Source organism: Anoxybacillus ayderensis, from assembly GCF_000833605.1.
In the GTDB taxonomy this organism is placed as follows: Bacteria; Bacillota; Bacilli; order Bacillales; family Anoxybacillaceae; genus Anoxybacillus; species Anoxybacillus ayderensis.
On the sequence record NZ_JXTG01000020.1, the window covers coordinates 1 to 12,951 of the forward strand.

Annotated in this window: 12 protein-coding genes and 2 riboswitches; of the genes, 6 read left to right on the plus strand and 6 right to left on the minus strand. The window is 46.9% G+C overall.

The features are described 5' to 3' along the window. A partial coding sequence (locus tag JV16_RS12605) for an ATP-binding protein (RefSeq protein ID WP_042536124.1) occupies positions 1-328 on the plus strand: 328 nt, incomplete at its 5' end. A gap of 35 nt (positions 329-363) precedes the next feature. Beyond that, positions 364-2,100 carry a methyl-accepting chemotaxis protein gene (locus JV16_RS12610; RefSeq protein WP_042536125.1) on the plus strand — a complete coding sequence of 579 codons (1,737 nt, stop codon included), beginning with the start codon at positions 364-366 and terminating at the stop codon, positions 2,098-2,100. A 6-nt stretch (positions 2,101-2,106) separates the two neighbouring features. Here JV16_RS12610 and JV16_RS12615 read toward each other — a convergent pair whose 3' ends face one another. From JV16_RS12615 to JV16_RS12640, 6 genes are all read right to left on the minus strand, one after another. Continuing rightward, complete coding sequence (locus JV16_RS12615; protein WP_042536127.1) at positions 2,107-3,066, minus strand: ABC transporter permease; 960 nt, start codon at positions 3,064-3,066, stop codon at positions 2,107-2,109. Then, positions 3,063-4,556, minus strand: a complete 1,494-nt coding sequence (locus JV16_RS12620) for a sugar ABC transporter ATP-binding protein (RefSeq protein ID WP_042536168.1) — start codon at positions 4,554-4,556, stop codon at positions 3,063-3,065. The genes JV16_RS12615 and JV16_RS12620 overlap by 4 nt, the downstream gene beginning before the upstream one ends. After that, entirely contained in the window at positions 4,553-5,665 is a 1,113-nt protein-coding gene (locus JV16_RS12625; protein ID WP_042536129.1) for a sugar ABC transporter substrate-binding protein, read from the minus strand. Before JV16_RS12625 ends, JV16_RS12620 begins: the two co-directional genes overlap by 4 nt. Next, positions 5,662-6,696 carry an S-methyl-5-thioribose-1-phosphate isomerase gene (gene mtnA, locus JV16_RS12630; RefSeq protein WP_042536131.1) on the minus strand — a complete coding sequence of 345 codons (1,035 nt, stop codon included), beginning with the start codon at positions 6,694-6,696 and terminating at the stop codon, positions 5,662-5,664. The genes JV16_RS12625 and mtnA overlap by 4 nt, the downstream gene beginning before the upstream one ends. Before the next feature lie 10 nt (positions 6,697-6,706). Then, complete coding sequence (gene mtnK, locus JV16_RS12635; protein WP_042536134.1) at positions 6,707-7,876, minus strand: S-methyl-5-thioribose kinase; 1,170 nt, start codon at positions 7,874-7,876, stop codon at positions 6,707-6,709. Between the two features lie 72 nt (positions 7,877-7,948). Further along, positions 7,949-8,048: riboswitch (SAM riboswitch) on the minus strand. Between the two features lie 87 nt (positions 8,049-8,135). Continuing rightward, positions 8,136-8,930, minus strand: coding sequence for a carbon-nitrogen family hydrolase (locus tag JV16_RS12640; protein WP_042536136.1), 795 nt, complete (start codon positions 8,928-8,930; stop codon positions 8,136-8,138). 97 nt (positions 8,931-9,027) lie between these two features. Between JV16_RS12640 and JV16_RS12645 the strand changes: the two genes are divergently transcribed. The 4 genes from JV16_RS12645 (at position 9,028) to JV16_RS12660 (ending at position 12,939) form a co-directional block, all read left to right on the plus strand. Continuing rightward, positions 9,028-10,200 carry a pyridoxal phosphate-dependent aminotransferase gene (locus JV16_RS12645; RefSeq protein ID WP_021094927.1) on the plus strand — a complete coding sequence of 391 codons (1,173 nt, stop codon included), beginning with the start codon at positions 9,028-9,030 and terminating at the stop codon, positions 10,198-10,200. A gap of 90 nt (positions 10,201-10,290) precedes the next feature. Continuing rightward, positions 10,291-10,398: riboswitch (SAM riboswitch) on the plus strand. 59 nt (positions 10,399-10,457) lie between these two features. Beyond that, positions 10,458-11,681 (plus strand): 2,3-diketo-5-methylthiopentyl-1-phosphate enolase, encoded by a 1,224-nt coding sequence (gene mtnW / locus JV16_RS12650; RefSeq protein WP_042536139.1) that lies wholly within the window; start codon positions 10,458-10,460, stop codon positions 11,679-11,681. Beyond that, positions 11,678-12,334 (plus strand): 2-hydroxy-3-keto-5-methylthiopentenyl-1-phosphate phosphatase, encoded by a 657-nt coding sequence (locus JV16_RS12655; RefSeq protein ID WP_021094924.1) that lies wholly within the window; start codon positions 11,678-11,680, stop codon positions 12,332-12,334. The genes mtnW and JV16_RS12655 overlap by 4 nt, the downstream gene beginning before the upstream one ends. Beyond that, a complete protein-coding gene (locus tag JV16_RS12660; RefSeq protein ID WP_042536141.1) occupies positions 12,331-12,939 on the plus strand; it encodes a methylthioribulose 1-phosphate dehydratase in 609 nt (202 codons plus the stop codon). Before JV16_RS12655 ends, JV16_RS12660 begins: the two co-directional genes overlap by 4 nt. The last annotated feature ends 12 nt before the right edge of the window (positions 12,940-12,951 follow it).

The window sequence follows — 12,951 nt, forward strand, 5'->3', positions numbered from 1 at the left end:
AGTGTTTATTAACATATTAAAAAATGCGATTGAAGTGATGCCAAACGGCGGCACGATTACCGTTTCTGTTTCAAATATTGAAGAAGGCATACGCATCGCCATCCGCGATGAAGGAAGCGGCATTCCGAAAGAGAAAATAAAAAAATTAGGGGAGCCGTTTTATACGACGAAAGAGCGTGGAACGGGGCTCGGCTTAATGGTCAGCTATAAAATTATTGAAGAACATGACGGGCGCATTGATGTCGAGAGCGAAGTAGGCGTTGGCACGACGTTTTATATTACCTTGCCAATTACTAATGACATGCAGGAAAGAGATATAGTACAATAGACTTATATGTCAAGACAGCTGAAGAGGTGAATCGCATGTTATTTAAGCGCCTTCGTCCGTCATTCAACGAATTGCTTGAAAAAGGGACAGACTATTCGTTTCAAGGACGATTTATCGACACGTTATCATATAACCATTTTACGACGGAAGATTTCGCAAAGTTAAAACAAATTGATGAACTCATTGCACCGTACAAACAAGAGATGGTTCGTCTTTTTTATGAGGGGCTGAAACAAGTGCAGCCAGAAGCGGCAAATGCGGTGACTGAAGCGCGCATCGAAGCGTATATAAACGCCTTTTTTACGATGGAACGCAACCGCGCGTACGTCGATGAATCGCTTCGCTTTTTCCATTTGTTGCGCAAACAAAAAGTGAATGTCGGAAAATTGATCGTTGCCTTTAATCATTTGAATTTCTTTATTTTAACAACGTTGCTGTCGAAAACGGCGCTGGCGCCGAAACGTTGTTTAACATTGATGGAAACGTTGCAGCGGGCGATTAATATTGAGCAACAACTGCTCGTTGAAGTGTACACGGAAACGATGATGGAACAAATCGCAAGCGGAACAGAAATGTTGATGGAACAAAATGCGGAAATTATGTTTATTAAAGATTTACTGCAAGCGCTCGACCGACAAAATAGCGATGTACAAATGGTGACGGCGGCGACGGAAGAAATGACGACGGCCGTTTCGGAAGTGGCGCACGCGGCGACCGTCATCGCCGAAAAAACGACGACATCCGTTGAACAAGCGGAAAAAGGGCAACAAATGATGACGGAAGCGTTTGAAGAAATTATGGAAACGTCCGAACAGTTTACGAACATGGTTGATCGTTTTGAACATTTACAACAACATTTAAGCGCGATTGAAAAAGTGATGCAACTTGTCAACGGCATTGCGGATCAAACGAATTTACTCGCGTTAAACGCTTCGATTGAAGCGGCACGTGCGGGGGAATACGGAAAAGGATTTTCCGTCGTTGCGGAAGAAATTCGGAAGCTTGCCGATCATACAGTGCAATCGCTCGGCGAAGTGCAACGAAACGTCGGAGAGTTGCGGACGATTTCATCGGAAGTATCATCCGCGATTTACTCAACATCATCGACGATTCGTCAAGCGGTCCGTCAAGCGCAAGAAGCGATGCCTTTATTAAACGAAATTGTATCGGCGATGGGCGACATTCAAGATAGTACAAATACGAATGCTGCGGTTGCCGAACAGCAAGCGGCGGCTGTCGATGAAATCGCAAACCACATGGCATCGATTGCAAAATTAACAGATGACATTCGCGAGCTTGGTGAAAAAACAGGAAAGACGGTTCATGCGTTAAGCAAAGCGATCGACCGTTTCCGCTTAAATTTAGTTAACGAAAACAATATTAAACTATCTGCGAAAGCGTTATTGCATTTGGCGAAAACGGATCACTTATTATGGAAATGGCGCATTTACAATATGATTGTCGGCTACGAGAACATTCGTCCGGAAGATGTCGCTTCTCACCATCAATGCCGATTAGGAAAATGGTACTTTGATGAACAAACGAAAAAACAACTGAAAGGCACGCCAGCGTATGAAAAGCTTGATGCCCCTCATGAACGTGTGCACGTCGCGGCGAAAAAAGCAGCGGAAGCGTACGCAAAAGGCGATATAAAAGGTGCCGAAGCGCAACTGCAAGAACTCGAACAAGCATCGACCGAAGTCATTCGTCTTATTGATGAACTAATGGAAAAAGTAGAAAAAGAACGGACGTTTGAAACCCACCTTGCGTAAGGTGGGTTACTTTTTTACAATGTGGGACAACGCAAGTGCGAAAATTAAAATCATTCCTTTTATTATATCTTGGGCGTAGTACGGCACGTTCATCATCGTCAGCCCGTTTAACAACACCCCGATTAAAATTGAACCAAGCAGCGTACCGATGACGTTCGGTTTACCTGCGCCAAAGACGGAAAAGCCGATAAAGGCAGCAGCGACGCCATCCATTAATAACGATGCCCCTGCCGATACTTGTCCGGTGCCGATGCGCGAAGCAAGAACAATGCCGGCTAAAGCAGCGAACAGTCCGCTAATCATATACGCAATCGTGCGGTAACGATCGACGGGAATGCCGGTGAGCCTTGCTGCTTCGCGATTTTCGCCCGTCATATAAAACAAGCGACCGAATTTCGTATACGTTAAAAAAAGATGAGCACAAACGACGACAAAAAGCATAAGCAACACAGAAAATGGAATGCTAAACAGCTCTCCTTGTCCGATAAATAAAAACGATGGAATAAATTTTCCCGGCGCCGTTCCTCCTTCTGGGAGCGGCATGTCGTTGTAAATCGAAAATCCTTTCGTATACGTCAATTGTACGCCGTTAATGATATACATGACCGCTAACGTCGCCAATAAATCGGGCAAGCGAAGGCGAATGATGAGAAAGGCGTTCAGCAATCCAACGAGCACGCCGAGAAGAAGTGGAACGATGAGAGCGACGAAAAGCTCTTGGCGATGTAAAACGAGCGCGGAGGCGCTTGCGATAGTCGCTAAACTGACGGTTGAGCCGACCGATAAATCAAATCCATCGACAATTAATGAAAACGTAATGCCGATCGCAACGAGCGTGACGATCGAAATCGAACGTAAAATGTCGCTAAAGTTCGCATACGTAAAAAACGAATCGAGCGTGATGCTGAAAAAACTAATGACGACAACGATGGCGATGATCGTTCCGTATTTGTATAAAAACTTCATCTCATGTCACCTCCTGTTGTATCATGGACGAGCTGTTCGTATGTCGCCTCTTGGGCGTCTATTTTTTTGATGAAACGACCGTCGACCATGACGTAAATCGTATGTGCAATGCGAAGCAACTCTTGAAACTCGCTCGTGAAATAAATGATCGCTTTTCCTTCTTCAGCAAGCGAGCGAATGATCGAAAATACTTCTTCTTTCGCGTGCACGTCAATGCCTTTTGTCGGCTCGTCAAAAAGAAATACGTCGCTATTCGTTTGTAGCCATTTGCCGATGACGACTTTTTGTTGATTGCCGCCGCTTAAGTTTTTCGCCAAGGCGGTCGGCGAGGATGGACGAATATGTAACGATGAAATGAGCGATGTCGCGATCGTGCGCTCGCGTCGTTTGTTTATCCATTGCCATTTCGAAATGTTCGACAATAGGCGCACCGTCAAATTTTTTTCTACTGTTTCGTTCATAAATAATCCTTGTTTTCGGCGCTCTTCTGGGATGAGGCAAACGCCTGCTTCGATCGCATCTTTTGGCGATGTCCACGTTTGTTTTTTCCCGCGCACGATGCGTTCCCCTGTCGTGTTCACATGGGCGATGATGCTTTCTGCTAATTCCGTTTTTCCTGCGCCGACGATGCCGGCAATGCCGACAATTTCCCCGCGTCGTACAGCAAGGTCTACCGTCGTTTTCGTTTTTGGAATGTATAGTTGTTTCACTTCAAATATCGTTTCTTCACTTTTTTCCCGCGCAAAAGTGTTGCGCGTCTCCGGTTGCCGCCCGACCATATGGCGCACGATCTCCTCCGTCGGAAGCGACACATCACCTTCATATACAACTGTGCCGTCGCGCAAAATCGTCATCCGATCGCAAATGCGTTTTACTTCGTGCAATTTATGCGAAATGTAAATAAACGACACGCCTTGTGCTTTTAATTGTTCGATCATCGCAAATAGCCGTTTCGTTTCTTCTTCGCTTAACGAGGCGGTCGGCTCGTCTAAAATAATGTAGCGAGCGGAAGAAGAGAGGACGCGAGCGAGTAAAATAAGCTGTTTTTCATGGAGCGAGCACGTTTGAACGAGCGCATCAGGCGACACATGCGCCAAACCGACGCGCTCAAGAAGTTGTAACACAAACGCCCGCTTGTTCATTTTTGAAAACAACATGTTCGGTTGTTCAACAATTTGTTCAGCGAGCACATTTTCATATACGGATAGGGCAGGGAATAACGCTGCATCCACTTCTTGCACGACATGTCCGATGCCCGCTCGCTTCGCATCTCTTGGGGAAGAAAACGTATACGACCGTCCATCGATGTCAATCGCTCCGCTCGTTGCTTGCAGGTGACCAGCTAAAATGTTCATTAACGTGCTTTTTCCTGCGCCGTTCATACCTAAAAGGGCGTGAACTTCGCCCGGTTGGACATGGAAGTTCACGCCGTTTAATACGGTGACATCGCCAAACGAATGGACGATTTGTTTCATGGAAAGCCCGCTCATTGTTTTTTCACCTGTTGTTCGAGCGTTTTCATCCATGGAGAGACAGCGACATTTGATTGTCCCCAGCCCGAAATGTAGTTGTGCAGTTCGCCCATCGACACTTGTTGATCTGGTAAGTCAGAACGTTTCACTAAATGCGGTTCAAGTGAGTAAATGTTTGGCGTTTTTTCCCCTGCAATTTTTTGATACGCAAAGCGCACTTGCACGCGTCCGACTTCCGCTGGATCGGTTGCTGTCGTTGCGACCCATGGGCTATTCGGTTGTTGAATCATTTGTAAATCTTCATCGCTTAAGTCGATGCCGTACACTTTAATTTCTGTTCGACCTGCTTGTTGAATGGCGCGCGTTGCTCCTTTGGCAAACTCATCCCACGTCGCAAACACCGCATCAATATCGCCTTTGTTCGGATATTTTTTCAAAATTGCTTCCATTTGCGTTTGTGTATCTAAAGCGGTGTTTGCGCTCGCTGTGCCGAATTTGGCGACTTCTTTTATGTTCGGATATCGTTTTTGAAACGCTTCGTAAATGACGTGGCGCCGTTCCATCGGCGTAAAGCCGCCGACCCAAATCGTGACGATTTCGCCTTCACCATTTAAATCTTCCGCTAACGTTTTTAACGTTTTCCATGCTAAGCTGTAATCGTCTTGGTCAATGACAGTGACACCCGGAATGTTTAAATCGTTATCGAATGCGACGACGTGAATGCCTTTTGCTAGCGCTTTTTCCACAGGGGCTTTTAACGCATCCGCCCGTCCATGATCTAATAAAATCGCATCGACGTTTTGGTTAATCGCCGTTTCGACGTACGATGCCATTTTCGTTAAATCGTTATCCGCGTTATAAATTTGCACGTCGCCGCCAAATTTTGCGACTTGTTCTTTCACACCTGCGATATACTGCGATGAAAAGGTGCCGATCGACATTTGCATAATAGCGGCAATTTTAATCGGTTTGTTTAGTGCGGCTGGAATGTCCGCTCCTGTTGTTTCATTCGTTTGTTTCGTTTCTTCTTTCGGTTGTTGTGCCGGTTTAGAAACGGCATCTTGTTCGTTCGTGCATCCGGCTAATAGCACCAAAAGAAGCACGAAGGCAAGCCATACATTTCTCATGCGAAAACCTCCTCAAATAATGTCGGTAGTTTTGTTTCGTAATCGCCAAAAATGATGCCTTTTTCGGTAATAATGCCGGTAATGAGTTCATGCGGTGTGACGTCAAAGGCAGGATTGTAGACGTTCACATCCGGTGCGATGCGCACGCCGCCGATATGCGTCACTTCTTCTTTGGCGCGTTCTTCAATCGGAATGTCGTCGCCTGTTTTCGTCTGTAAGTCGATCGTTGAGAGCGGGGCGGCGACGTAAAATGGGATGTTGAACGCTTTTGCTAAAATGGCTAGACCGAACGTGCCGATTTTGTTTGCTGTGTCGCCGTTTGCGGCGATGCGATCCGCGCCGACGATGACAGCGGAAATGCGTTTTGCTTTCATCGTTTGCGCGGCCATGTTGTCGGTAATGAGCGTCACATCGACTCCGGCTTGCGAAAGCTCCCAAGAGGTGAGCCGTGCCCCTTGCAAGACAGGTCGCGTTTCACACGCATACGCGTGAAGCGTCATTCCTTTTTCTTTCGCTAAATGAAACGGAGCAAGCGCCGTTCCGTAGCGCGCCGTCGCAATCGCCCCGGCATTGCAAATCGTCATGATGCGATCGCCGTCTTGAAAAAGGGAAAGGGCATGTTCGCCGATGCGGCGGCATACGTCTTCATCTTCTACTTGAATGCAAATCGCTTCATGAATGAGCGTCGTTTTCGCTTCGTTGACGGATTTTGCATGCGCGACGCTTTTCATAAGCCGATCAAGCGCCCAAAATAAGTTGACAGCGGTCGGACGCGAGCTAGCTAAATAGTCGCGGTCGCGCTTTAACTCGGCGTGAAACTGCGCTAAGTCGTCCGTCTCATACGATTTTGCCGCAAGCGCTAAGCCGTAAGCGGCAGTCATGCCGATTGCCGGCGCCCCGCGCACTTTTAACGTCACGATCGCATCCCATACGTCTTTTATGTTTTTTAATTCTAAATATTCCGTCTTATGAGGCAACGCTTGTTGGTTTAAAATTGTGATATGTGTATCGTGCCATTGTACAGATTTCATTGTCTTCCTCCTAGCTGTTCACATGTACCGTTTGTTGCACAAGTTGTTTGATCGCCTGAATCGGCAATTGTTCACGCTGTACGATCAGCGCACGTCCGAGGCGAAGCGCGTGACGTTTCGCATCAAGTCGGCGCTCAAGCGGCAATTCGTCAACGTCTGCGACATGGGCTAAACCGATCGTTCGGCGAATGACTTCACAGCCAGCAAATCCAATCGCTTCGATCTTTGCATCGTGAAGCACGTCTTGAAGCACGCCAGAAATTTGCGCATACGGTTCATCGCTTTCACGCCAAAGTTCAGAAAATGTGCGAACAAACACGTTCCACGTTTTTTCGATATGATGAAAGAGCGGTTCGCGGTCACGTTCATCGCGAGCGAGAGCGTTTAACAGCAAATTAGCGAAAAATTGCCCAAGATCAAAGCCGATCGGACCGTAAAAGGCAAATTCTGGGTCGATCACTTTCGTTTCATCGTCGCTTGCAAAAATGCTTCCCGTATGTAAATCGCCATGAAGCAAGACGTCCGCTTTCGTTAAAAAGAGCCGTTTCAGTTTTGCGGTTTCGCATTTTAACACGTCATCTTGCCCAAGTTGCTCGACATCTGCGCGAAGTTCCGCTTCAAAGTTATTTGTGTCATGGTCAAAAAACGGGTCGGTAAATACGAGATCTTCTGTAATTTTACAAAGTTCAGGGTTTGTAAATTGTTGTGCGAGTTTCTTTTTTTGTTGTTGGTTCATGCCGAAATCAGACGTGTAAAACGCTGTTTTTGCGATAAATTCACCGATATGTTCCGAAAGTTTTGGAAACGTTTTTCCTTCGATCAGCCCGCGACGTGCAATTTGTAAATGTGATAAATCTTCCATCACCGTAATTGCTAAAGACTCATCAGAATAGTATACTTTCGGAACGTATTGAGGGACGTAGCTTGCGAATGTGCGCAACGCTTGGCTTTCGATCGTCGCCCGTTTTAACGTAAGCGGCCAGCTTTCGCCGACGACTTTCGCATACGGCAACGCTTGTTTGATGATGATGCTGTCGTTTGTGCGCTCGTTGACGATGCGAAACACGAGATTTAAGTTGCCATCCCCAATTTCTTGGCATGAAAGAAGCGCATCTTTTCCAAAAAGCCCCAACCGAACAGCAAGGGCGATCGCTTTTTGTTCTGTTAACGGTTCGTACATATGGATTCCTCCCTTAGCATAAATAAAAAACCTCTTTCGCTGAACGAAAGAGGTTTGAAGTTTGCTTCGCACCTCTTATCTCTCAGCCTATTGCTGCAAGAATTAGCACCGTGCGTTACCGCCGGTTGCCGGGCTTCATCGGGCTCGTCCCTCCACCTGCTCTTGATAAGAGTGTTTATCGTTATTTGAATGTTTTTAACAGTGAAAAAGTTTCGTGAATTCGCTTGATTCGAATCATACATCGCTTCATGCTCGTTTGTCAATCCTTTTTTTCAAAAATTTTATACACGTCTGGGCGACGATCAGCAAAAATCGGGATGCGCCCGCGCACATGTTGCACTTCGTTGATGTCAATATTCGCCGCAATGACCGCTTCTTGTTCGTCCCCTTCAGCAAGAACATTTCCCCACGGATCGATGATCATCGAATGGCCAGCAAATGTGTTGTTCGGATCTTTTCCTGCGCGGTTGCAAGCGACGACGTAACATTGGTTTTCAATCGCTCTCGCCATTAACAACGTGCGCCAATGATGAAGGCGAGCGAGCGGCCACTCCGCGACGACAAATAGCACTTCGGCACCGTGTAATGTATGAGCGCGAATCCATTCTGGAAAACGAATGTCATAACAAATGACGCCTGCGCACGTCGTGTGAGCAAGCTCGAATACACCTAACGTTTCGCCAGCTTGCAAATACGTATGTTCATCCATCAATTTGAACAAATGAAGTTTACTATATTCGCTGACGACATGACCATGTCGGTCGACGACATACATCGTATTCGTCATTTGTTTGTCCGTTTTTTTCGCTACCGATCCGCCGACAATATGCACATCGTACGTGCGCGCAAGCGAGGAAAGAAACGTTTTTGTATCTTCGCCGTTTTCGTCGGCGATGTCCGTTAATCTCGTTAAATCGTAGCCTGTCGTCCATAGTTCTGGCAAAACGACGACGTCGACGTCACGCGCCATTTGTTCCATGTAGCGCACGATCGTTTGTTTGTTTTTTTCAGGCGCTCCAAACGCAATGTCCATTTGTATGCAAGCGATATTCATTTCATTCACCTCGAAAAATTTTCTTTACATTTTGATTTTTACGATATATGATACATGACTAGAATTTCAACCTTTTTGTGAAGTAGGTGTGCGAAAAATGAAAACATTTCCGCAAGCGAACTTGTTGCAACAACTACCGAAGCAATTTTTTGCTTCGCTCGTTCAAAAAGTGAATGCGGTCATTACTGAAGGGCATGACGTCATTAATCTTGGGCAAGGAAATCCGGATCAGCCGACCCCTGCTCATATTGTAAACGCAATGCAACAGGCGGTAGCAAAGCCAGCGTACCATAAATATTCACCGTTTCGCGGGTATTCGTTTTTGAAAGAAGCGGTAGCGACGTTTTACAAACGGGAGTATGGGGTAACGATTGACCCTGAAAAAGAAGTCGCCATTTTATTTGGTGGCAAAGCTGGGCTCGTTGAAATGCCGCTTTGTTTATTAAACCCCGGCGATGTCGTGCTCGTTCCCGACCCCGGTTATCCGGACTATTGGTCGGGCGTTGTGCTCGCGCGGGCGCGCATGGAAATGATGCCGCTGCGGGCGGAAAACGACTTTTTGCCCGATTATGAGGAACTACACGAAGACGTCGTTCGCCAAGCAAAACTCATGTTTTTAAACTATCCGAACAACCCGACAGGCGCGACAGCAACGGAATCGTTTTTTAAAAAAACCGTTTCGTTTGCTGAAACATACGGCATTGCCGTCGTACACGATTTTGCGTACGGGGCGATCGGGTTTGATGGGAAAAAGCCAATCAGCTTTTTACAAGTCGAAGGGGCGAAAGATGTCGGCATTGAAATTTATACGTTTTCGAAAACGTACAATATGGCAGGATGGCGCATCGGCTTTGCGGTCGGCAACGAAAGCATGATTGAAGCGATCAACGTTTTGCAAGATCATTTATATGTGAGCATGTTCGGCGCCATTCAAGAAGCGGCAGCGGTCGCGCTTTTACAGTCGCAACAATGCGTCGAGGAGCTTGTCGCCACGTATGAAGCAAGACGGAATACGTTTATTCGCGCGTTAAACGACATCGGCTGGAACGTCCAAGCGCCAGCAGGCTCGTTTTTTGCGTGGCTTCCTGTGCCAAAAGGATATACGTCTGAGACGTTTGCCAATCTTTTGCTTGAACAAGCACATGTCGCTGTTGCTCCAGGCATCGGCTTTGGTGAGCATGGGGAAGGATATGTGCGCACAGGGCTACTCACAAGCGAAGAACGGCTGAAAGAAGCGGCGGAACGAATCGGGCGGTTGCAACTTTTTTAAAAAAATGATTGACAAAATGAGAGACTGCTGTCATAATTCAAATTAAATTTGTGAAAAACGAACCATTTGAAAAATTTCATACATTGCGAATTCTTATCAAGAGTAGGCGGAGGGACGAGCCCGATGAAGCCCGGCAACCGACTTAACGAACGTTAAGCACGGTGCTAATTCTCGCAGCAGTAGGCTGAGAGATAAGAAGAGACGAACAATTAGCCTCTTCTTATGAAGAGGTTTTTTATTTGTAAAGGAGTGGTACGATGATTACAGCAACATATTTGATTCATGATGACAAAGATTTGGCGAAAAAAGCGGAAGGGATTGCGCTTGGGCTTACTATCGGGTCGTGGACCGATTTGCCGCAGCTTGAACAAGAGCAGTTGAAAAAACATAAAGGTGTTGTTGAGTCCATTGAACAGCTTGAGGAAGATGAGCGAGTCAATACGTATTTCGGGAAGCGATTGAAACGGGCGCTCGTGCGCATTTCGTATCCGAGCGTCAATTTTAGTGCCGATTTTCCAGCGATTTTGACGACGACGTTTGGCAAATTGTCGCTGGATGGAACGATTAAACTCGTTGACCTGACGTTTTCTGACGAATTAAAACGGGCATTTCCGGGTCCGCGCTTTGGCATTGACGGTATTCGTGAAAAGCTTGGCGTCTTTGACCGTCCGCTTGTGATGAGCATTTTTAAAGCGGTCATCGGGCGCGATTTGCGATATGTGACCGAGCAATTAAAACTGCAAGCGCTCGGCGGTGTCGATCTCGTGAAAGACGATGAAATTTTGTTTGAAAACGACTTGACGCCGTTTGAAAAACGCATCGTCGCAGGAAAACAAGCGCTCAACGATGTGTACGAACAAACAGGGCATCGGACGTTATATGCGGTGAACTTAACAGGAAAAACGTTTGAACTAAAAGAAAAAGCAAAGCGCGCAGCGGAGTTAGGTGCGGACGTGTTGTTATTTAACGTGTTTACATACGGACTTGACGTGCTGCAAGCGCTTCGCGAAGACGATGACATTCGTTTGCCGATCATGGCGCATCCGTCATTTAGCGGTGCGATCGCTTCCTCGCACGTGTATGGAGTGAGCTATGCACTTCTTCTTGGCAAACTATTGCGCATGGCAGGCGCAGACTTTTCGCTTTTCCCGTCTCCGTACGGAAGTGTAGCGCTTGAAAAACAACAGACGCTTGCGATTGCTGAAGAACTGACGAAAGAAGAGCCGTTTGTCCGCACGTTCCCTGTCCCATCCGCTGGCATTCATCCGGGGCTTGTGCCGCTTTTAATTCGCGACTTTGGCATCGATTGTGTCATTAACGCAGGCGGCGGGGTGCACGGTCATCCAGCCGGAGCGGTTGGCGGCGGTCAAGCGTTTCGAGCGGCAGTAGAAGCGGTGCTTTCAGGGCGTTCGCTTCATGACGCGGCAAAAGAAAACGAACCGTTACGACAAGCGCTTGATTTATGGGGGAGCGCATCATGAAGCCAGTCATTTTTTGCGACTTTGACGGGACGATTACGTTAAACGATAACATTATTGCGATTATGAAACAGTTCGCTCCACCGGAGTGGGAAGCGATCAAAGACGATATACTTGCGCAAACATGTTCCGTACAACAAGGCGTTGGGCGCATGTTTTCTCTTTTGCCGTCGTCATTGAAAGAACAAATCGTGCAATTTTTGCTTGACACCGCCCGCATTCGCGACGGATTTTCGGAGTTTGTCGCATTTACGAAACAACAACACATTCCGCTTTATATCGTCAGCGGCGGCATCGACTTTTTCGTTTATCCGTTGTTGGACGGTTTGATTGAAAAAGAACGCATTTTTTGCAATCGCGCGGACTTTCGCGGCGAAACGATTCAAATTACATGGCCGTATGCGTGCGATGAACATTGTCAAAATGAATGCGGCTGTTGTAAGCCGTCCCTTCTTCGTAAACTCGCGCCAAAAGGAGCGAAAACGATTGTGATTGGCGATTCGATTACGGATTTAGCGGCGGCAAAATTAGCGGATCATGTCATCGCCCGCGACTTTTTGCTTGAAAAATGCCGTGAGCTTCACTTACCGCATACGCCGTTTACGACGTTTTATGATGTCATCGATGCGTTAAAAGAAAGCGAGGTGGTCGCATGAGGCAAAAAAAATGGGAAGAGCTCGCTGAGGTGAAACGGGAGCTAGCGGCGCGCGATTGGTTTATGGGAACAAGCGGCAATTTGTCGCTCAAAGTGAGCGATGAGCCGCTCACGTTTCTTGTGACCGCAAGCGGCAAAGATAAACGAAAAGAGACGGCAGAAGATTTTTTACTCGTCGGTGCGGACGGACAGCCAGCGGAAGCGACGTCTCTCAAACCGTCAGCGGAGACGCTTCTTCACGTCCGCATTTACAACAAAACGAACGCTGGCTGCGTTTTGCATGTGCATACCGTTGACAACAACGTCATTTCGGAATGGTACGGCGATGAAGGAGAAGTCGTTTTTACGAATCAAGAAATCATTAAAGCGTTCGGGTTATGGGAAGAAGATGCGGTATTTCGCATTCCGATTATTCCGAATTTCGCTCATATTCCGACGTTGGCGAATGAATTTGCGAAACATGTGCACGAAAGTAACGGGGCGGTACTTATTCGCAACCACGGCATTACCGTTTGGGGAAAAGATGCGTTTGAAGCGAAAAAATGGCTAGAAGCGTGCGAGTTTTTATGTCAGTACCACGTCAAATTATTACTTTTAAAACGATAAGGGGGAGTAAGT

Bases quoted from the DNA above. Each gene is read 5' to 3' on its own strand.
- JV16_RS12660 (WP_042536141.1), top strand. From the start codon at position 12,331: ATGAGGCAAAAAAAATGGGAAGAGCTCGCTGAGGTGAAACGGGAGCTA.
- mtnK (WP_042536134.1), bottom strand. From the start codon at position 7,876: ATGTACGAACCGTTAACAGAACAAAAAGCGATCGCCCTTGCTGTTCGG.
- JV16_RS12620 (WP_042536168.1), bottom strand. From the start codon at position 4,556: ATGAGCGGGCTTTCCATGAAACAAATCGTCCATTCGTTTGGCGATGTC.
- JV16_RS12625 (WP_042536129.1), bottom strand. From the start codon at position 5,665: ATGAGAAATGTATGGCTTGCCTTCGTGCTTCTTTTGGTGCTATTAGCC.
- mtnA (WP_042536131.1), bottom strand. From the start codon at position 6,696: ATGAAATCTGTACAATGGCACGATACACATATCACAATTTTAAACCAA.
- JV16_RS12640 (WP_042536136.1), bottom strand. From the start codon at position 8,930: ATGAATATCGCTTGCATACAAATGGACATTGCGTTTGGAGCGCCTGAA.
- mtnW (WP_042536139.1), top strand. From the start codon at position 10,458: ATGATTACAGCAACATATTTGATTCATGATGACAAAGATTTGGCGAAA.
- JV16_RS12610 (WP_042536125.1), top strand. From the start codon at position 364: ATGTTATTTAAGCGCCTTCGTCCGTCATTCAACGAATTGCTTGAAAAA.
- JV16_RS12645 (WP_021094927.1), top strand. From the start codon at position 9,028: ATGAAAACATTTCCGCAAGCGAACTTGTTGCAACAACTACCGAAGCAA.
- JV16_RS12615 (WP_042536127.1), bottom strand. From the start codon at position 3,066: ATGAAGTTTTTATACAAATACGGAACGATCATCGCCATCGTTGTCGTC.
- JV16_RS12655 (WP_021094924.1), top strand. From the start codon at position 11,678: ATGAAGCCAGTCATTTTTTGCGACTTTGACGGGACGATTACGTTAAAC.